Genomic DNA, 21,522 nt, shown 5'->3' with positions numbered 1-21,522 from the left:
ATACGTCCTTAGTTTTATATTAATTATTTAGGTACTGCACAAAAGACCTGCAATTGTCGGTTCAATAAGTCTCTGTAAGCATACTTAATTTATTGGTAAAAATAACAAAGTCAAAAAACGTCTTTTACTTCTGGGATAAATATCAAATTACACTTAAAGTTCATATTTAAAAAACCTCACAAAGCAGTTGAAAATTAACCTTAAAGTAAAAAATTAATAAATAAATTATACTTAAATGTCAAAAAAAATATTAAATATAAATTAATGACTTATTATTTATTAGTTTATTTACTCTAAAAAATAACTAATAAATAATAATACATTGGTTTAAGTCATTGTTTCAAAGGGACTTTTTTTAAAATAGCCACTTATTATGAGCATGTGGGAAACGAAGAATTGTGACATCCATTCACATTAACAAAAATCTGACTTCCATTGATTTTATTTATATATTAATTTAACTACGCTAGAGCTATAAATATGAAATGATTGATATAAATCATATAAAAAACCTTCGGGTTATTTAGTACTAATAAATGGTAGAAGTAAAAAATGAAATCAAATATAAACATTCTTACGATCTCAGTGGGTATGACGATCCTATCAGGACTACCTACAGCTGCAAATGCTCACGGTTGGTCTGAGTTCCCGAGTGCTCGTCAGAACACATGTTATGAACAAGGTGGTGTTTGGTCTGGAACCCCACCTAATGCAGCATGTGCTCAAGCAAAAGAAATCTCTGGTTCTTATCCTTTTGTTCAGCGTAATGAATTCGCTAAGAACATTACCGATTATAACAATATGGCAGCAGTGAAAGCGGCAATTCCTGATGGCACATTGTGTTATGCAAATGATCCTCAGAAAAAGGGGATGGGTGCACCGCATACGGCATGGACTCGTACCGAGCTAAACACGGGTACATTTGAATTTGTGTTTAACCCGACTGCACCTCACAACCCATCATTTTGGCAATTTTACCTCACTAAGCCGGAGGCTGATTTGAGTAAATCGCTAGCATGGAGTGACTTAGATTTGATTCAAACGATGGGGAATGTTCCTGTGGACAACGGCAAATACCGCATGGACGTTACGATTCCTTCAGACCGTTCTGGTGATGCTATTCTATTTGTTCGTTGGCAACGTGATGACGCTGCTGGTGAAGGCTTCTACAACTGTTCAGACATTACTATCTCAGGTGGTGATACTCTTCCTCCAGAAGCTGATCTTATTCGTGGTGATCTGTACATTCCTCAAGGGTTTGTCAATCCAGAAGTTGGCGACACCGTAAAATACGATATCATCAATAAGTACGGTGATGTCACACGTAGTTTTGATATTAAGGTTGACGCTTCAAACGTCAATGACTGGGCTCGTCTACTTGCATCAGAAATCAATGGTTGGCACGCAGAATTTAGAGATGGCGACGTGTTTATCGGTGACTGGCATGAAGAAATGTCTCACTACATGTATTTTCAAAACGACCCATTACGTAACTTCTTCAACTCGAAGGATGGTCACGCATCAGGTCAGATCTCCGTTATAGATAGTGATAACGGTGGTATCGAACTTCTAACTGGTGATATCTACGAACTTGTGAAGAGTGACAAAGTCGTTAATGCTGGCGACCAAGTTGTGATTGCAGTAAGCGAAGCTGCGAACCTAACACAAACACAAGGTTCAACGGTAAGCATTCAAAACAACGGCACTTCATCTATCTTAGTAAACACAAGTTCAATTACGCAAAACGAAACACTGTCGTTTGCTGCTCATGCAACCAATAGCGACAGCGTAGAAACGTTTACATTTGAAGTTATTGCTGGTGGTGACCAAATTACACCTCCGGACCCGAAACCAGATGAAAATGGCACTTGGGATGCTGCAACAACATACTTAGGTGGTGAAATAGTATCTTACGCTGGTCAAAACTGGAAAGCACAATGGTGGATTCAGGGTGGCGACAACCCACAGGCCGCCTATCAAAAAGACCGGTGGGGTGTTTGGCGTCCAGTCAACTAGTCTAATTAGTATTAGTTCCGACCAGTTCTGACACTTTAATTTAAAAAGTTGAGAGTTACCCATTTTGATTAAAGGCACTAAATCTGTAATCAAAGACCAATAAAGGGTAACTCTTATGCTTGAGCTTGATACAATCCCCAACAAACTGAAGCTACTGGCTTGGCGGCATCTTCTAGTATGTTGCAGTGTGAGTAGATTACTTTACAATCACTTCTTAATCATCTTTGCTAAATCAGCAAATGGGTTGTATGTCGCCCCTTGGTGTTCATCTTCACCAGGCTTGATTTCACTACCATAGCGTTCATGTTCTAGGTATTTACTATGCTCATTATCGTGGCAATAGAGACATAACAATTCCCAGTTACTGCCATCTTCGGGGTTATTTGTGTGGTCATGGTCTTTGTGGTGAACGGTTAATTCGCGCAGATTTGAATATACAAACTCTCTAGCACACCTTCCGCATACCCAAGGATATAGTTTTAGTGCTTTCTCTCTATAACCAGATTCTTTTCGTGCGTAATTAGCACTGGTTCCGTAATGGTCTGATGACATGTTTGTACCCTAAGTAGTAGTTAAGCTCAGATGCTAGCACGAGCACAAATTGGAACAAAGTGACCAATGTTAAGACTCACGTTATTGTTCGCGATCAGCCATTGAGCTTGAAATCTAGCACACAAGTAGGAAATCTGAGTTAATCACTTGGTGATCACAAACAAACTGCTGACGCTAAAACTCATAAATGTCGGATAGGTGGCACCTGTTACCAGATGCCGCCATTCGACGTGCATCGGTGTTCCAGATGTCGCCATCAATTCCTGGCGTTTTACTGCCTTTGTTTTGTGATACTCGATGAACAGCGAGAAGCTTTGCTGCTTTCGAGTAAGTCAGTATCCACTGTAGTGCTTCCGCCTTACCGTGTTTACCTTCTCGGATTTATTTTGCAATGCAGCATTCGCTTTTTAATCAGAAATTTGACTATTTCTTAATCTGTGGTTAGGATCACATTTTATTTTTTATGGAGCGACTCGATGTCAATTACGCCGCCTTAGACCACCCGCCTTCCTCAATTCCTTTCTATACATTAACTAATTTATTAATTTTACGAGTAAATTCATGATTGAAACAATGAAACGTGATTGGTTATCCAATGTGCGTGGTGATGTACTGGCTGGCATAGTTGTCGCACTGGCTTTGATCCCTGAAGCGATTGCTTTCTCCATTATCGCTGGTGTTGACCCTAAAGTGGGTCTTTACGCCTCATTTAGTATTGCTTTTATAATTTCCATTGTCGGTGGACGTCCAGGAATGATATCAGCGGCAACAGGGGCGATGGCTCTGTTGATGGTCACGCTCGTTAAAGAGCATGGCTTACAATACCTATTAGCCGCAACCGTGTTGACAGGCATCATCCAAATCGCAGCAGGCTATCTCAAGTTAGGGGATTTAATGCGCTTTGTCTCTCGCTCGGTGGTCACTGGCTTTGTTAATGCGTTAGCGATTCTTATTTTTATGGCGCAACTACCAGAGTTAACCAACGTGACCTGGCATGTTTATGCGATGACGGCTGCGGGTCTTGCGATTATCTACCTGTTCCCTTATCTTCCTTATGTGGGCAAATTTTTACCGTCACCACTTGTATGCATTATCTCTCTGACGGTAGTCGCGATTGTCTTTAGTATCGACATTCGTACGGTTGGCGATATGGGACAGCTACCTGACACTTTGCCTATTTTCTTATGGCCTGATGTCCCTCTGAACCTTGAAACACTTTGGATTATTTTGCCTTACTCATTCGGTCTTGCCATTGTGGGTTTGCTTGAATCTATGATGACAGCTACGATTGTGGATGATTTGACGGATACAAACAGCGATAAGAACCGCGAGTGTAAAGGCCAAGGTATTGCCAATATCGGTTCTGGTTTGTTAGGTGGTATGGCAGGTTGTGCCATGATTGGCCAATCGATTATCAATGTTAAATCGGGCGGGCGTGGTCGCCTATCTAGCTTTGCCGCAGGTGTGTTTCTTCTTGTTATGGTTGTTTTTTTAGGTGATTGGTTGAAACAGATCCCAATGGCCGCGCTCGTTGCCGTGATGATCATGGTATCCATTGGTACTTTCTCTTGGAGTTCGATTAAAGATCTTAAGTCTCATCCGTTATCGACCAATATCGTGATGATTGCGACGGTAGTGGTGGTGGTCGCGACTCACAACCTCGCCATTGGTGTGTTTGTCGGTGTCTTATTGGCTTCTCTATTTTTTGCCAACAAGATTGGTCGTTTCATGGTCGTGAAAAGCGATCTGTCTGAAAATGGTGAAGAGCGTACTTATAATGTTGTCGGACAAGTCTTTTTTGCTTCGTCAGATCAATTTTTAAAAGCATTTGACTTTAAAGAAGCGCTTGAGCGTGTCACGATTGATCTCTCAAATGCGCATTTCTGGGATATTACCTCGGTTTCTTCTCTCGATCGTGTTGTGATTAAGTTCAGACGTGAAGGCACCGATGTCAATTTGATTGGCATGAATGAAGCGACCAGCACCATCGTTGATAAGTTTGGTATCCACGATAAACCAGAAGAAGTTGAAAAACTTATGGGCGGACACTAAGGAGTCAAATATGACAAACATAATCGCGTGTATCGATGGATCAAGCTATTCTCAATCGGTTGCCGACATCGGCGCATGGACATCACAACAACTATCTGCGCCCCTGACGTTACTTCATGTATTAGACAAATCGTCACAAGAAGCAGACAGTGAATTAAGTGGCAATATTGGCCTAGGTGCGAGAGAGCAGTTACTGGCAGAGCTTGTTGAACTTGATGAGCAACGAGCAAAGATTGCACTTAAGCATGGTAAAGCATTATTAAGCGAGCTAGAAAGCCACTTGAATGCTCAGGGTCACAACGATATTCAGAAGCTACAAAAGCACGGTAACCTCGTTGAAACCTTAACCGATATGGAGCGAAACATTCGCGTTTTGGTCGTGGGTAAGTCAGGTGAAATGCATCAAAATGACACCAAAACCATTGGCTCACAGTTAGAAAGTGTTGTGCGTTCCATCAAAGCACACATTCTAATCGCATCGGATCGTTTTTCTCAGCCAGATAGCTACATACTTGCCTTCGACGGCAGTACGATTAGCGAGAAACTGGTTGAAAAAGCGATCAACACGCCGCTTCTAAAAGATATGACCTGTCATCTTGTGATGGTTGAAGATTCTGATAGTAAATCCGATGCTTTTTCAAATGCCGCACAGAAACTCAAGGCCAAGGGCATCAACGTTGTTGAAGCCCAATTACAAGGTGAAGTGCATTCCACTATCTTGACCTATCAGCAGAAGCAAAAGATTGGCATGATTGTGATGGGGGCTTACGGGCATTCTAAACTTCGTCAGTTCTTCGTCGGAAGTAATACGACGAGGATAATTACCGACACGACGGTGCCTTTACTATTGATACGATAGAATCTAAAGCCTTCCTAGCGGAAGGCTTTTTTGGTTAAAGTAAGTCCTCAATTGGAGTGTTTTTGATTATTTGAACAATTACATTTTTGATCAGTTGATAACCTAGCTCGCGTTGTGCTCTTTTGATGCCGTATTCATTGTCGGTTTAATATTGAATTTTTGCCCTTCATTTGGCTTTGCTTAATTCAGAGAGAAGGCATACCTATCCCATAGTGCTTGATTCTTAAACGATATACTGAGTTTAGAAAACCTTGCAGACCTCTCAGCGGCATTGAAAATATTCGTTTCACCATCAATACGATAGTAATAACCAAGTCACTAAATCGACGGGGTCTACCACGCTTACCTTGTTTGTTTTGCTTTCACTTGGCTATCGCTTCCTCATCAATCCAGAAGGTCAGAGAACCACGGTTTATTAAGGCTTTGTTGCACTGTTTCCAGTTAGTTGTTTTGTAACGAGGTTTAGACATGAGACTACGACGATTAATGGATATAGCCGATCAGATTGTAGCTTCTTGATTTAGTTGCATCGAATTACGCAACAAAGCCGCGGACAGCATAAAAATAATGGATAAGTATTAGTAGGGTAAACGCGCATTAACAGCACGTGATTAGGTAAAAGGCTTAGCTCATAAAGGGGCAACTTCATGTTACCCCATTTATGCTCCGCTAGGCATTCGTGGCAAGTTACATTGTGACTTGTATCTGAACTCCTGATTCACAAGCAAAATCATGGTCATGGCTTACGAGAATAAAACCACCGCGATAATCACATAGAGCCTGTGCTAGCATTATTTTTGAATCGAGGTCGAGATGGTTATCTGGCTCATCGAGTAGTAACAAAGGTTGATCTGGCTGATGACTGACAATAAGCATGGCTAACTTCATCTTCTCCCCGCCGCTAAGCATGCTGCCAAGACGAAATACACTGTCACGACGAAAACCAATACCTGCGAGTAATGTTCTGGCATCACTCTCTTTGATACCGCGGCACTGTTGTATCAAGTTATCTAGTATCGATAATTTCGCTCGAATGACGCCAAAATTCTGGTCAAGATAATACAATGGCGTATGCAGTTGCAGCTCCCCTTGCTGAAGCGAAATCTCACCCAATAGTGTTTTCAGCAGTGTTGATTTACCACTACCGTTTTTACCTGTGAGATGTATCTTATCATTGGCATATACTTGCAGTGAGATAGGCTTAGTACGACCAAAAGGCAATACACCTTCAAACATTGAAATCACTTTGCGTAAGCGGCTTGGGTTGTGTTCCAAGTGAAGCTTTTGTCCTTTCAGTTGTTCTTTTCTTGTCTTCAATAACTGCTCTTTATCCAGTAAGTGAGCTTGACGACGTTGCTCGTTTTTATTGCGATTAGAAGCACGAGCGGTCGCTTTATCTTTTTTGCCATCAAGTAGGATTTTGGGCTGACTCCCCTCTTTGCGTAATTTAATGCCTTGTGCGGCTCTCTGATCTGCCTTTTCACGGTTTCTCTGAGCTTGCATTTGCAACTTTTTTCTATGCTTATCTACGCTGGCAAGTTGTCGATCTACTGCTTGTAACTCGGTACGTTTTTGTTCGGTATAGAAATCGAAGCTCCCACCAAACACTTGTAACCCAAGTCCAGAAAGCTGCCAAATTTCATCCATTTCACGCAGTAACACTCGGTCATGGCTAATAAGTAAAATCGCACCTTTGAACGCTCGCATTGATTCAAGTAACCACTGCTTTGCATCAACATCAAGATGATTGGAGGGCTCATCTAAAATCAGTAACTCAACCTCACTCTCAAACAACTGCCATAGTTGTAATCGCGCTAATTGTCCACCACTGAGTTGAGTGCAAGGAAAATCTGCATCTGGTGGTAGGCCCATCTCTTTAAGTTGCTGAGTAAGGAATATCGGCAAACCCCATTGCTCGCCAATTACATCAAACCAATGCTGTGAACAATCACCTGATTCAACCTGCTTTATCGCTTTAAGCTCCTCCTCTTTACCCAAGAATTGAGCAATAGACAGTTCGCCAGATAACAACTGAGATGGTTGCTGACGATATACCGAGAATGACTTAGGTAACGCGACAGTTCCACTCGATGGTGTTTGTTCACCACTTAAGATCGCCGCAAATATCGATTTACCAACACCATTGCGACCAACCAGTCCAATACGATTCTTAATCATGGAACATGATAATTGTTGAAACAATATCTCACCGTTATCAAATTGATGACTAATATTGTGGGCCTGTAATACTGGCATACTTTGCCTCCTGTATGACAGAGACAACAGCCGCAGCTAAACAATTAACAAAGATGAAATCAATGCAAATACGCGCTCATATCTGAGCGATTAAAGTAGCCAAAATGTACTTGTAAAGAAATATCGGAGAGTGAGCTACGCCTACTAACCCTGTAAGTCCAAAAATAAAATGAAAAATGGATGACAGGCTTAGTTGTTCATGTTGGCGTAATCTCTTGAAGAAGTGATAGGCAAATGCTAATTTATCATTCTTGTATAGTCAAGATTCACAGTACTACTAGCACAAGATTACTTTGTGACCTGATGCCCTTGATTGATGCGTCACAAGAATTGAATGTGTATGAGTGACGCGACACTGAAGAATATACAAGCCTAGACAGTGTCTAGGCTTGAAGTGATATTAGAACTAAATACCATTTTATAATTATCTAGTTACAAGCACTTAATTTAAACTATCAATAAGAACAGTCTCGTGAGCAGCACATGCGCCGAGAATGTTACCAAGATAGTAGCCTATCGTTAGTTGCTCGCCAGCGTACAGGCTATCTATCTCAAACTCGCAATAGCCCGCATATTGACTTGATTCCATGTTATAGAATCCAGCCAGTGCAATCTCGGTACCAGTGATATCATATAAGCATATTCTGTCGCCATTAACCTTTGGATTCATTCCCTCTAGAAGGCTGTACTGAACTTTTAATTTAAAGCCCGTTTGTGTTTGACTAATAGGCTCAACCAAAGACATAGAGCAGTTTAAAGGAGCAACCACTGAGCCATGGTTTAAGTGATTGTAAGAACAAATCGTACGTTCAGGATCACTTCCGACACAAAGTGCGACAGTGTATTCACCCGATAGGAAGTTACAGCTTGGAACTTCCACCTCAATGTGGCCCTCAAGTGACGCAACAACATTATGCTGGGTATAAATAGGAGCACGTCCAACAGGACTAGTTAGACCACCAAATACCGCAATCGAATAATTTTTGAAAGGTACACCTTCCGACGTTTTAGTTACTGAAGTGGCATAGTTGATACTTAATTTACTTGGTGAAGACTTGTTGATCTCGATATTGTTGATACGACTTGATACCTGATTAACTACACTAAAGCTCATAATATTTCCCTTTACAATGTGATTAGAAGCGGTGCTGTTTTACACTCGCAATATGAATATAGACTCATATTTTGGAGCCACAGATAAATTTCGAGTTGAATAGGAAAAATCCAACGCTATTGCGATCGTTTCCGCACAATATAGGGTTTATAATGAGTATGAGGTGAATACCACTTGCTCTACTGTTCGCTAGCACTGATTGAGCGCAAAAGGGTTTCAGACATAAATACCATCGGTTGTCACAAGGTGGGCAATATTAAAGCCTTTAAAACCTTCACCAAAGACCGCAATACACATTCTACCGATCGCCGATTCGCGCTCTTCAACCACCTTAGTGTTACCCATGACGACTTTCAAACCGAGCACTTGAGTGTAAAACTCAACGGCTTTGTCCATATCACCAACTAAGATACCAACATGATTCATTTTCATAATACACTCCTAAAAATTCAGTTTTTTGCTGCAATGCTTGTTTCGATGAGGAGAGTATAAGTAGCCCTGATAATTAAATAAAATTATTGATTATTATACAGCAATATGTTATTCACATTCACGTGATTGCCTTTATTGGTTTCGACTCATGGTGGCTAGTTTTACATCCACCGATGCATATTGATTACCAAATGTATGAGTTTCCCTGTCAGCGAGTTATTGATTTTCCTCTCAAAGCCGATAGAATCAAGCGGCTTTATTAGCAAACGTTTAATTTATTCTCAGGGCGGGGCGCAATTCCCCACCGGCGGTATTCCCCACCAACCTATAGGGGTGAGCCCGCGAGCGCTCGATTCGTCGAGGTCAGCAGATCTGGTGCAAATCCAGAGCCGACGGTTATAGTCCGGATGAGAGAGAATGAAAACGCACCATCACGCTCTGCGTGTCGTGGTGTATTTCGTTTTGGCTGGGGTTATCGTCCCCAGTGCTCATGTATGCCCTGATTCTGGTGATATTTAGGAGTTAACCATGAATCAGTCATCTCTACTTGCCGAATTTGGCGACCCAATTATTCGCGTTGAAAACGCACTCAATGCATTAAAACAAGGCCGAGGCGTCCTGTTGCTCGACGATGAAGATCGAGAGAACGAAGGCGACATTATTTATTCTGTTGAGTCTTTAACCACGGAACAAATGGCGCTCATGATCCGCGAATGCAGTGGCATTGTTTGTCTTTGTCTACCAGAAGAGCAAGCCGATCGTCTTGAGTTGGTGCCGATGGTGACCAACAATAACAGTGCCAATCAAACCGCATTTACCGTGTCGATTGAAGCAAAAATTGGCGTGACCACTGGCGTCTCTGCTCAAGATCGAGTCACCACGATTAAAACGGCCGCTAACCCAACGGCAATAGCGTCTGATCTTGCTCGTCCAGGGCATGTATTCCCTCTGCGTGCACGCAAAGGTGGTGTGCTCACTCGTCGAGGCCACACTGAAGGGACTATCGATTTGATGCAAATGGCCGGATTACAACCTGCGGGCGCTTTATGCGAAGTGACAAACCCAGACGGTAGCATGGCGAAAACCCCAGAGATTATTGCATTTGGCAAACTGCATAATATGCCAGTACTAACGATTAAAGATATAGTCGCGTACCGTCAGCAATACGATTTAAAGCTCGCTTAAAGCGATAATTTGCCAAGTGTTCACGGCACTTGGCTGTCATCCTATCTACCCCAGTGTAACTGCCTGTCTCAAAATACTTTCTGTTCTTCGCAACTCTGCCGATCTGTGACTAAACTTTTAACTTAGCCATACTCCGCAATATGAGGAAGCGATGAACAATAAGCACAACGAATCTGATGATTTGATGGCCATCATTGAAGATGACTCAAGATCAAGTGTCACAGCGCTTCCCTGCCATAATTGGCGAATCTTGGTTGTGGATGACGACGCTGAAGTTCATCACGCAACCCAATTAGCACTGAAAAATTTGATCATTGAAGATCGTCCGCTTGAACTGATCCACGCGTATTCGGCAGCTCAAGCAGAGCAACTTCTTCAATCTGAAAAAGATATTGGCGTCGTTTTGTTGGACGTGGTGATGGAAACCGACAGGGCCGGACTCGATTTGGTTGAAGCCATTCGAGAAAGACTCGACATGCACGCGATCCGAATTATCTTACGTACTGGTCAACCGGGTTATGCTCCCGAAATGGAAACCATCCAACGTTACGATATTAACGACTATCGAACCAAACCCGAGCTAACTCGTATTCGCTTATTTACCATTTTAACCAGTGCCATTAGAGCTTATAAACAGATCCGTAGTCAGCAAATCATGCGTCAGGGGCTAGAGAAAGTCGTCAAAGCCAGCACTGAGTTGGCCAACCTTCATGGAATGCGAATGTTCGCCGAAGGCGCCGTGAAACAAATTAGTGCCATCATCCAAATTGAACCTGATGGGCTGATTTGCGCACAAGAAAACCTAGATAGTGATGAGTCGTTTTTGAGCCCACAGATTATTGCGGCATCAGGGCGCTACAGCCGATTTGTTCACACCCCGCTCGAAAGTATAGATTCAGAGATGATTCGTCATTCCATTCAGCGTTGTTTGGAGCAAAAGACCAGCCTGTTAGAAAGTGGATTAACGCTCTACTTTTCTACTGAGCAAGGTCGTGGTATCGCAGCTTATGTAGACATTAACCGGCCATTAGAAAGTATTGACCGACACTTACTCGAAGTGTTTTGCGCTAACCTTTCGGTCGGATTTGATAACGTCATTTTGTACAACCGTCTTGAAGAAAAGGCCTTTCACGATCCTCTGCTCAATATTCCTAATCTTAATTGCTTACGTAATTTTCAATATACTCCCAAATACGACAAAGATTGCGGCCGGCTGGCGTTAATCGATATCGACGACTTTTCCGCCTTCAATGACAGTTTCGGCCACGCCACCGGTGACGGCCTACTTAGTTGCGTGGCCGCTCGCTTACAACATTATTTCCCCAGTTGTTTCTTGGCCCGCGTTGGTAGCGATGTTTTTGCTATGGTGGGTTCAGCCAAAGAGGTGATTAGCGAACAGATCCTATCGCTGTTCGAGCAAAGCCTTTTAGTTGATGATCAACCATTTAAGATTACCGTTAGCATTGGGCTGGTTGACTTGTCTTGCCAAGACTTTAACTCAACAGCACGGTATAAAGATGCGCAAGTGGCTCTCAAACAAGCCAAACTGCATCATCGTGGTTCAACAGTGTGCTTCTCGGCTGGAATGGGCCAAGATGCGCGTGACCGCATGCAATTGCTGACCGAATTAAAACAGGCACTCAATGACCACGCCTTGTTTATGATGTATCAGCCAAAATATAAACTCTCCACCTTAGAGCTAACTGGAGTGGAAGCGTTGCTACGTTGGCGCAACAAAGACGGTCAATTGATTCCGCCTGATCAGTTCATTCCCCTCGCAGAGCAATCTGGATTGATGGTCAGCATTGGCGCTTTTGTTATCGAGCGCACTTGCCAAGAGTTTAAGCAACTCCAGCAGGCTGGCTATTGTGAGCTGACGATGGCCATTAATGTTTCTCCAGCGCAACTTGAAGAGAGCAATTTTGTACCCTTGCTGCAAAGCGCCTTTCAACGCCATCAAATTAATCCTCACTGCATTGAGCTTGAAATCACCGAGACAATGGCGGCGAAAAACTTATCTGAAATTTGCCAGGTGCTAGACCAAGTACGCCAGTTAGGCTGTAAGATTGCCATTGATGATTTTGGCACTGGCTTTTCATCTTTAAGTATGTTGCATACTCTACCCGCGACTCGGCTAAAAATCGATCGAACCTTTGTCGAATCGATAGGCCAAGACGACAGCATCGCCAAAATGATCGTCAACTTGGGCCAAACCTTAGGCATGGAAATAACCGCCGAAGGCATCGAAAACCAGGCTCAACTGGAACAACTTAAAGCCTTCCAATGTGAAGAGGGACAAGGTTGGCTGTTCGCAAGAGCCATGGTGATGGAACAGTTGATCCGCTTTGCCAGTACGCCACTTGATATTGACTAGGGACGAAGTGCAAGATGAAAGAGTCAGACAACTGCAACGATAGTATGTACTCACAAGGCGCGGCTCATATGAGCTCAAAAGCGTTGATCACTCGCCACAGATTGATGATTTACGGCGCACTGGTTTTGATTATTTTACTAACCTTGGGCAACGCGCTCTATTTAAGTAAAGAGATTCGAACTCAGGAGGTAAGCAAGCTCCGACATCAAGCACTAGAGACCATGTTGGCGCTCAACAAAACCATCTCTGTTTCTATCAACCATGTTGGAAAAATGCGCAACGCGATAGAAAGCGCCTATCGATATCCAGATCTTACTCCAAGTCAGTCCGCCCTTGAGTTTCTTAGTAAAAACACCCTTGGTTCACCAAAAAATGCGCCGTGGGAAAACCTTCCAGAACAACTTAAAAATCACATCGGTCAGCTTTACGTTCGTTCCAACAGTCGAGATTACTCGTTTGACCAACGCGCTCTACTGACGATGGTTCCTGAAATCGTCGCCACCCACGCCCAGCATAACGATTTCCAATGGAGTTATTACTACGATGCCAAACAAGCACTGAGCTATCTTTATCCTTGGTTGAGCTATAAAGACTTACTGCAAGCTACCGAAGCGAGTGATATGGACCGAGCACTCGATATTATTTATCAGGCGGGCGGCACCTACCCTCTCGACCTGATTAAGCCTGAAGCCAATCCACAACGTGACCAGGTATGGACCACACCCTACATGGATGCGGGTGGCAAAGGCATGATGATTTCTCTGCTAGCGCCTGTCTATGTTGATGGTGTTTTTGTCGGCGCAGTAGGTACCGATATTACGCTTAAGGTATTAGATACCATTTTGACCGAGCGTCCACTCGATATCGCACGTTTGGTGATTGTCGATGAGCAAGGGTTGGTGATTGGTGATAGTCAGGGCACACTGCAAAACACGACCGAAGCCGTGAAGCAACAAGGCGTGTTGACGTTAGTTGCACAAGGTGAAGCTCATCAAGTGGACCACGCGACCTTACACAGTAGCGCGCAAGGTTACTGGAGCTCGTATCAACTGCCTAATACCCCTTGGCGATTGGTGTTAGAAATTACTGATGCGCAGTTAGGATCGCACATCTTCACCATTGTTATGCCCAACTTAATTATGGCAACCGCCTTCACCTTACTGTTGCTCTTTGTGGTGCTTTATCAGCACTGGAACTTTAGCCAGCCCGCACTCCGATTAGCTCAATTTGTCGAAGAGTTACCTAGCAACAAAACGCTGGTGATCCCCGATATTCCAGATAGATGGTCATACTGGTTTGAACGCGCTGCCAACACAGAAAAAGATCGACGTGACTACCTTGAAAAAACCAAACAACAAACCGAGGATCTCGAGCAACGGGTTGAAGAACGTACTCAAGAGCTCAAACAAGCACTTGATATATTAAAGGCAACCCAAGAAGAATTGGTACGATCAGAGAAACTCTCAGGGCTGGGCTCACTGGTCGCGGGCATTGCCCATGAACTCAATACCCCTATCGGCAATGCGATAGTGGTTGCTAGCAGTTTGAAAGACTTTAACCGAGAGTTTGTCGAATCGACCAAAGAGGGATTGCGCCGGTCGGTGCTCGATAACTATATTGAACAAAGTGGTCAATCCGCGGACAGTATTGAACGTAATCTCAGACGCGCAGCAGAGCTGATTTCAAGCTTCAAGCAAGTGGCGGTCGATCAATCCAGTTATCAGCGTCGAACCTTTGAACTTGATGAGATCCTCCACGAACTTAGGATCACCATGTCGCCCAACTTATCACGCAGTAAAATCACCTTAAGCGAAGCCTGCCAACACAAAATAAGAATGGATAGTTACCCGGGTCCACTCACTCAAGTGCTGATGAACTTGCTGTCAAATGCCTTAGTCCATGCCTTCACCGATCATGAGCAGCGTCAGATTGAAATCAAAGGGTCATTAGAGCAGCAACATGCGGTGATCACCGTCACCGACAATGGGCTAGGAATTGCTAATGAACACCTTAACAAAGTCTTCGATCCTTTCTTTACCACTCGACTTGGCCAAGGAGGCTCAGGCTTAGGGCTAAACATTGTTTACAACTTAGTCACGGGATTACTGGGTGGAGAGATAAAAGTCACCAGTGAATTAGGTCAGGGCTGCTGCTTTACTCTCACTCTGCCTCTTGTTGCGCCAGAGAATGAAAATCCTGACGCTGACGAATCTATCATTGATATCCGCTAGCCAGTCTCGCTCATCTAACCTGTCACTGCGCGCCCAGAGCGGCGCAGTGACAGCTACTGACTCAAGCCCCCTTAAACCGCTGCGTTACGCAAAGGAGTATCAACACGTGTTTTCAATGAAAACACCATTAATAAAATTACCGCCAACGCTGAACCACCAAGTGACACATATAAGGTGCTGTAATAGTTAAACATTTGCGCCACTATGCCAATCGACAAGCTTGAAACCAACATACTCAGACTAAGCATACTGGAAAAAAGCGTCGAAGCTGTACACAGCCTATCGCGCATCATATCTTGCAGTACCACCATACCTAGGGTGGCGCAAACACCAATAAAGAAACCATTGAGCAGCTGCGCACCCAGCATGGCGATAAACGAAGTGCTGGTTAACATGATGCAATAAAACACGATACCGCTGACCACCGCCATCGTCATCAGTTTGATGGTGCCGAGTTTCTGTGCCAATTTACCCGCCCATAACATCACTGGAATTTCACACAACGCGCCAGCGCCAAATAAAAAACCAAGCCAGTTAGGATTCACTTGGAGTTCTTGTGAGAGGTAAAGCGGCATGCTTGTGATATAGAGATTATTGGCCGAAAACGCCGCTACCAACGCCAAACAGTACAGCGCAATTAGGCCATTGTTGTGACTCGATTGCACAGCTGTCGATTGGGACGCTTGATCACCTTGAACTTTAACGCTGTGATTAGGTGAACTAGCATTGGGTAAAAACAGCACGACCACGCCAATACCTACTGTCACTATCGCCGCCGAAACCATAAACGAAGCGTTAAAACCAAAGCTTGCTTTGAGAATAAACGCCAAAGGAGGCCCAAATACCCAAGCGATGGCAATGCCAGCGCGCATAGTCGAAAGAAAGGTGGTGCTGTCACTGACATGTTTATCAGCGTACTCACGACCTAGCGCAAACAATTGGCCAAAAGACGCCCCACTGACACTGCCAAATACGGTGGCAATCATAACCGCCGTCCAATAATCACGCACCACGGTAAAACTGACGACCGTAATTAAATAGCAAAAAAGTGCAGCCAGTAAAATCGATTTTCGTGACCAACTGCGGTCTGATTTCGCCGCCAATAGTTGTGAAACAACCACCGAACTTACCACAGACAAAAACATGTATAAGCTCAGCTTAGTTGGTTCTGCACCTAGCTCTTCAACGATAAATAAACTAGAAAGCGGGTAAAAAAATGCACCACATAAGCCAGCAACAAATGCGGTAAAAACAAACAACATGGCAGTTTTATCTTGGTACATTTCCGCCCCTCTTTAATCGACTATTGAACAATGATTTATTGCCGCTAGTCTAACCAAACTCATTATGATGAAATGATGTTATTCGAGCCAACTCTGGTACTAATCATTCAATATATAAGAACTCTTTGACAGAAAAGAAGTAGTAACATTAATCTATCGCCTCATTGAGCTTGGAATTGATATGAAACCATTTATCGAGAATGTGCTCTGCACGCCCAACTACGATTGGCTGGTACGCGACTATCGTTGCCAAGTGAACAAGCAGACGTTCTCTTGCCCTTGGCACTACCACACTGAGTATGAGTTAGTGCTCTATCTTGATGACGATGATGTTTTTACTGGTCATTACTTAGCGGGCGATGCGATTGGTAAAGTGAGGCGAAATACCCTGTTGTTATACGGTCCAGGTCTACCCCATTTGATTAAAGGCACCATTTCTGCCACCAAAGAAAAAGAGCATCGCTCAATCGTAATATGGTTTAAACAACATTGGGTTGAAAGATTACAAGCGGCCATTCCAGAAGCCCGTCATCTTAGACGAGTACTGGAACAGGCCGCATATGGGCTTAAATTTTCTCAAGGTACCGCCGAAACCGTTGCTCAAGCATTAATCAATATTGAAGATTTACCGCGACACCATCAAGCCGTTCGCTTGATGGAGGTGTTAATTCACCTCAGTGATGACCTCAATACCGGGAAAATTTCATCGACACCTTATCGCCTCAACCAATTAACTGACGACAAAGACGCCCATCGAAAAGTCGCGCTGGCGTCACGTTTCATCGAACAAAATTATCATCGTTCGATCAAAATTTCCGATTTGTGCCAGTCGCTCCACCTTAGTGGAAGCTCAGCCTATCGCCTTTTCGAAAAGCATTATGGGGTGAGTTTTTCTGATCATCTTAAACAGTATCGAATCGGTAAGGCGTGTGAGTTACTGGTGAATACCAATAACCCAGTTTCTTTGGTCGCAGAAAAATCAGGATTTCAAAATCTATCCAACTTTAATCGCCAGTTTAGGGCAGTTAAACAAATGACCCCGTCTAAATTTCGCCGTCAGTTCGAGTTGGCGAGCCACTAAAGCAGTACTTAAGTGAACCTGGCGATCACTATTTTGTCAAAAGTCCGTCAAAGATAGTGACAATGGGATCTTACGATCCCATTTTTGATTTCATTTACTCAGTTGGCTCAATCGTCACTGGCTTAAAGGTCGCAATCGCATTGCCCCCTGCGCCCGGACGGTCAATATAGGGTGTGTTTTGCATTAGCGTATAATAAACGTCTAGATAATCATCGTCATTGGTGAGAACGCCATCAGGAATAACATCTATAATCTTACTGGTAATTTGCGTAATGATCGCATATCCCTGAAGTTCTGGGGCTGGGATCATATCTAAGATCTCCCCTGCAGCACTGACCAAGAGCTTAGCTAACTCTTTATAATCTGTACCATCATCTTGCTCCATCAAAATCATATCGACCGCGCCCCAACGGTAACGAGGCCACAAGATGATGGTCTGCCCTGGGTAGTAATCTTGGCCATCATAGTCGAGGTATGGCATTTCGACGAGATCGATTTGTGGTTCAGCGCGGCTTGGGTCAACACCAGTGATGATCGCATAAACTTCAGCTTTACCCGAGATCCAAGGTTCTTGGTCGTCATTTAGACGGATTTTAGTCAACTGGGTAGTGCTCAAAGGTTGGATATCTTCAGACAGCACGGAACGACGGACTCGATTGCTTTTCTTTTTCACCTTCGGTTCATCTATGGTCAGGTTCGTTTGCTGGCCTAAACGCTGCATCTCAGCCTGCATCGCTTGAAGACCAGCGCGCAGTTCTTTGGCACCGTTGCTGTCGACAACCAATACTGGTACGTCAGGCAGTTGATAGACATCAAGCTGGTGAAGCTGTCCGTAGATATCGTACGCCTCAATATATTGCCAGTTTGAGTCATCGCCAGCAGGCTCAAACGCGAATAATGGGCTCTCGCCTTGTTGCCATTTTTCGACCATAGAGACATCAGCGATACGTAATTCAATCAAAGAATCCGTAAAATCATCGACGCCTTTCATAGTTCGGTAATTTTGATCGGCTTTTTGTAGTTGGCGACTAAACGCCGAGTAGGGTTGAACCGCTTGAATATCAGAGATAGACGCAGAGAGGTGTTGCTCTGTAATCCGATTTTTTAAGCTCGATTCCAAACTTTGGTATCGCTGACTGAACTGAAGTGCCAACTGTTGTTTTTGCTGGCTGATTCGCTCCACTTTAGACGCTGTGTCTAAAGATTGGAGATCGATAGAATTTGCATTGGCTTGAAAGCCAACCACTGCCGTTGTAAGCATTAAGCTGATGGAAAGATTCGGTCGCATTAAACGTTCCTTGTTGTAATAATTATCAGTAGTAGGGCTTTTGCTCTTACCTTTACAACCTAATCAGCTTTATTGATGAGAGGAAGAAAAATGATCAGTTTCTAAGCAAAATTCTTGCTCAAGATCACTATATAACATTTCTGTATTGGTATTTAATTTTACTTAAATTGTAAATTTTAAACTTTAAAATTAATAATTTGACATTTAAAGGATAATTAACTAAGGCACTGAGATTAGTACCTTAGTCATAAGCCTTGTCGGTTAGTAAGCCGTAAACAACTCAACCACACTATTTGGTTGCTGTGCTGACAGGGTAAAGTGCACATGACCCGGTTTTTCGACCTCAAACTCAAGGTATTGATTTATTCCCTGACCTTGTGTGGAAAAATCATATTGCTGCATTGATGCCCACCCTTCTAATCCAACAAACATACTGACTGGGCTTTGGTCAACTTGCTTTCCTGTTAACCAGACTCGCACGATACCCGGCCTATTGACATACAAACCTGCGTACCGAACTTGATTGATGGTCAGTACATTCGCCTGACTATTTTCCACAACAATAGGTGCGCGCTCATCGGCTAGTTGAGCACTCTTACTCTTAGCGTAGGTCTTCACCTCAACAGCTCGAAACGATTCACGTGCCGTCAAACTGAAATAATAACGCCCCGGTGCAACTAGCCCATTTGCTTGAGTTTGAAATTCAATCACTTCGTCACTACCCAGACCAAAATTAGAAGTTTGGTAATCATAGTAATGAGCAACGTTTTGGTAACTAGCATATAGATCGGCATCACCATCACCAGTGATTGATACATTGAACTGTTCAGTACCTTCGGGGACATCTACATAGAAAAGGTGTTCTTGATAAGCTTGAGCTGAAAAGCTTTGTGTATGATTAAGGGCAAGGCTTGTGATCTGATCCACGTTAGGTTGTTCAATATCGTCTACCTCATTATCATTACCAGAAGGATCATTCGCTACCGTGTCTAACCAAGCAGAAAATTCTTGGTCAAAAGCGACACCTAGTGACGTCACCTCTTCAGCCCACTTTAGGTAGTTTCCAGCTCTTGCATACTGCAAAAGAGTATCAACTTCGGTCGGGTGATGCTCAAACATAAATCGTACCGCCAAATAACCCCAACGATAAACTCGGTTGACGTCATGCTGGTAGGTCGTAGCGAAAATCTCACTGAGTGAATATTGCTCTAAGCCAATCAGGTCAACAGCGGCTTGGTAACCTTTCTTGTAGTGCATATACTCAGCAAAGCCTTCTAACCACCAAACAATATGGCCTTGGCGAAGATTTTCATCAAAACCTCCATAGAGGTTAAAACGTCCATCAAGGTAATGCACATACTCATGCTCCAAGTTCAAAATCGCCAGTTCATCACTGGCATAACGATAGGCGATAAAGCGAGCCACATTATCTTTTGCTCTTGGGTTGCCTTCGAGATACTGACCACCATTATCGGTGCTATTGCCGAACAAAAAGTTTGAATACGTAGTGTAGGCAGCGTTGTCTTGCCACACCACAACTTCAACCTGACTGTTGTTATCGTCTGCGACAGGAATCTGGCCTGAATTCACCACTTGATGGAAATCCGCTTCTTTGTCATTGAGGATGTCACACGCATGCTGAGCTTGTTGTTGAGTCAGATTCTGTGAGCGAATAATCGCAGGGCCTTGGCACTCAAATCGATGTGCCATTAGACGCTGCTCTAACTGTGCCTTACTAGTTTCAATATCAAGATCTTTGGCTTTGTCTGGCGCATAAAACAGTATCATCTCAGCGGCTGCCAGCCACAGTTTTTCACCTTGTGTACCAATGCCATGCTGCGCCATCACTTGCTCTAAAAATGGCATCACCTGTTGGTTCAGCGCTTGATTACGGCGCGCTAACAGACGCCCCGTTTCACGTACGGCATTGTAGACTAAGAATTCACTATCCGTTCCGAGCGCCCAAAGATTATTGTCAACAAACCGCTGTAAACGCGCTAAGTATTCCGGATGACTCACCATATCAGTGTAAAATTCGTCACGAGATACATGACCATGCATCGCACGAAACAGATTATTTAAACCATCAACATATTGTAAATTCTGCGCATTTTGCCGATCGAAGGACTCAAGTAACGTCAGCATAGAATCCATCGCCACTGGCAGTTGTTTTACACTATCGATCAACAATGTAATAGAAGCCATCGCCTGAGTCTGCTCACGACCTAGCTCTGTTGCATAACCAGAACGGATAAAGCGTTGCGAAATATCTGCAATCGAACGACTAAACGATTGACTAAAATACCCATGCTGAACTTGAGTCGCATAGCGAGCGTAGTAAGCCGCTTTAAGAAACTCACTCATATTAGCAATACGTTTGGCTTGCTCTTTTTCGGCACGGTATAAATCAACCTCAGTGGATAAACGTTGTGCTATCGCGGTTAATGATGTTTCACTATACAGTGTTAAAGCCGCCTCTGATGGCGCATTAAACCAAGATCTATAGCATGACTGCTCGGCACTGGCGACCCTCTCTATCCAAGCTTGGTTTTGAGTTAAATCTTGGTAATCACATTGCACGTTAGCGTGAGCGTAACTACCTAAGCTACTCAGTAGGCAAGCACCCGCAACTTTGGCAAGCACCCATTGACGTTGTTTCATTATTAACACCTTTTTTACTGATAATTTTCAGGTGCCTTATAACAAAAATCAATGGGATGATTAAAATGACATCAGTTGCATTTTAGACTCTGATTCAGAAATATTTCTTCTACCCCATAAAGCAATCGTTTCTTTTAA

Annotated in this window: 13 protein-coding genes, 3 pseudogenes and 1 riboswitch; of the genes and pseudogenes, 7 read left to right on the top strand and 9 right to left on the bottom strand. The window is 43.5% G+C overall.

The window, feature by feature from the left end:
- Positions 1 to 552: 552 nt before the first annotated feature.
- Positions 553 to 2,016 (top strand): lytic polysaccharide monooxygenase, encoded by a 1,464-nt coding sequence (locus CDZ87_RS01115; protein ID WP_100751780.1) that lies wholly within the window; start codon positions 553 to 555, stop codon positions 2,014 to 2,016.
- Positions 2,017 to 2,223: 207 nt separating this feature from the next.
- Here CDZ87_RS01115 and CDZ87_RS01110 read toward each other — a convergent pair whose 3' ends face one another.
- Together CDZ87_RS01110 and CDZ87_RS01105 are read right to left on the bottom strand one after the other, a co-directional pair.
- On the bottom strand, positions 2,224 to 2,568 hold the full coding sequence (locus tag CDZ87_RS01110; protein WP_038173231.1) for a YajD family HNH nuclease: 345 nt from the start codon (positions 2,566 to 2,568) through the stop codon (positions 2,224 to 2,226).
- A gap of 216 nt (positions 2,569 to 2,784) precedes the next feature.
- Positions 2,785 to 2,946, bottom strand: a pseudogene (locus CDZ87_RS01105) (reverse transcriptase N-terminal domain-containing protein); the annotation flags it as partial.
- Between the two features lie 183 nt (positions 2,947 to 3,129).
- Here CDZ87_RS01105 and CDZ87_RS01100 point away from each other — a divergent pair.
- On the top strand, positions 3,130 to 4,620 hold the full coding sequence (locus tag CDZ87_RS01100) for a SulP family inorganic anion transporter (protein ID WP_100751779.1): 1,491 nt from the start codon (positions 3,130 to 3,132) through the stop codon (positions 4,618 to 4,620).
- 10 nt (positions 4,621 to 4,630) lie between these two features.
- Positions 4,631 to 5,479 (top strand): universal stress protein, encoded by an 849-nt coding sequence (locus CDZ87_RS01095; RefSeq protein WP_100751778.1) that lies wholly within the window; start codon positions 4,631 to 4,633, stop codon positions 5,477 to 5,479.
- 224 nt (positions 5,480 to 5,703) lie between these two features.
- On the opposite strand, the pseudogene CDZ87_RS01090 reads toward CDZ87_RS01095, so the two are convergent.
- The 4 genes and pseudogenes from CDZ87_RS01090 to CDZ87_RS01075 form a co-directional block, all read right to left on the bottom strand.
- Positions 5,704 to 5,949 (bottom strand): annotated as a pseudogene (locus tag CDZ87_RS01090) (transposase); the annotation flags it as partial.
- Between the two features lie 217 nt (positions 5,950 to 6,166).
- Entirely contained in the window at positions 6,167 to 7,735 is a 1,569-nt protein-coding gene (locus CDZ87_RS01085; protein WP_100751777.1) for an ATP-binding cassette domain-containing protein, read from the bottom strand.
- Positions 7,736 to 8,177: 442 nt separating this feature from the next.
- Positions 8,178 to 8,849, bottom strand: a complete 672-nt coding sequence (locus tag CDZ87_RS01080) for a hypothetical protein (RefSeq protein ID WP_100751776.1) — start codon at positions 8,847 to 8,849, stop codon at positions 8,178 to 8,180.
- A 219-nt stretch (positions 8,850 to 9,068) separates the two neighbouring features.
- Positions 9,069 to 9,281: pseudogene (locus CDZ87_RS01075) on the bottom strand (VOC family protein); the annotation flags it as partial.
- Between the two features lie 273 nt (positions 9,282 to 9,554).
- Positions 9,555 to 9,704: riboswitch (FMN riboswitch) on the top strand.
- 105 nt (positions 9,705 to 9,809) lie between these two features.
- Between CDZ87_RS01075 and ribB the strand changes: the two are divergent.
- From ribB to CDZ87_RS01060, 3 genes are all read left to right on the top strand, one after another.
- Complete coding sequence (gene ribB, locus CDZ87_RS01070) at positions 9,810 to 10,466, top strand: 3,4-dihydroxy-2-butanone-4-phosphate synthase (protein ID WP_100751775.1); 657 nt, start codon at positions 9,810 to 9,812, stop codon at positions 10,464 to 10,466.
- A gap of 151 nt (positions 10,467 to 10,617) precedes the next feature.
- Positions 10,618 to 12,840 carry a two-component system response regulator gene (locus tag CDZ87_RS01065; protein WP_100751774.1) on the top strand — a complete coding sequence of 741 codons (2,223 nt, stop codon included), beginning with the start codon at positions 10,618 to 10,620 and terminating at the stop codon, positions 12,838 to 12,840.
- A 14-nt stretch (positions 12,841 to 12,854) separates the two neighbouring features.
- Positions 12,855 to 15,071, top strand: a complete 2,217-nt coding sequence (locus CDZ87_RS01060) for an ATP-binding protein (RefSeq protein ID WP_100751773.1) — start codon at positions 12,855 to 12,857, stop codon at positions 15,069 to 15,071.
- 71 nt (positions 15,072 to 15,142) lie between these two features.
- Here the strand turns inward: CDZ87_RS01060 and CDZ87_RS01055 are convergent, their stop codons facing one another.
- Positions 15,143 to 16,354: a sugar efflux transporter gene (locus CDZ87_RS01055; protein WP_100751772.1), complete on the bottom strand. Its 1,212-nt coding sequence runs from the start codon at positions 16,352 to 16,354 to the stop codon at positions 15,143 to 15,145.
- Positions 16,355 to 16,535: 181 nt separating this feature from the next.
- On the opposite strand from CDZ87_RS01055, the gene CDZ87_RS01050 reads away from it, so the two are divergent.
- Positions 16,536 to 17,435: a helix-turn-helix domain-containing protein gene (locus CDZ87_RS01050; protein WP_100751771.1), complete on the top strand. Its 900-nt coding sequence runs from the start codon at positions 16,536 to 16,538 to the stop codon at positions 17,433 to 17,435.
- 94 nt (positions 17,436 to 17,529) lie between these two features.
- Here the strand turns inward: CDZ87_RS01050 and CDZ87_RS01045 are convergent, their stop codons facing one another.
- Together CDZ87_RS01045 and CDZ87_RS01040 are read right to left on the bottom strand one after the other, a co-directional pair.
- Positions 17,530 to 18,723: a DUF3103 domain-containing protein gene (locus CDZ87_RS01045; RefSeq protein WP_100751770.1), complete on the bottom strand. Its 1,194-nt coding sequence runs from the start codon at positions 18,721 to 18,723 to the stop codon at positions 17,530 to 17,532.
- A gap of 261 nt (positions 18,724 to 18,984) precedes the next feature.
- The gene (locus tag CDZ87_RS01040) at positions 18,985 to 21,384 is read right to left on the bottom strand and encodes a M9 family metallopeptidase (protein WP_100751769.1); all 2,400 of its coding nucleotides are present in this window, start codon (positions 21,382 to 21,384) and stop codon (positions 18,985 to 18,987) included.
- Positions 21,385 to 21,522 lie beyond the last annotated feature (138 nt).

Origin of the sequence: Vibrio salilacus (assembly GCF_002811245.1) — a bacterium.
GTDB classification, from domain to species: Bacteria; Pseudomonadota; Gammaproteobacteria; order Enterobacterales; family Vibrionaceae; genus Vibrio; species Vibrio salilacus.
This window is presented reverse-complemented; position numbering and strand designations above follow the sequence as displayed.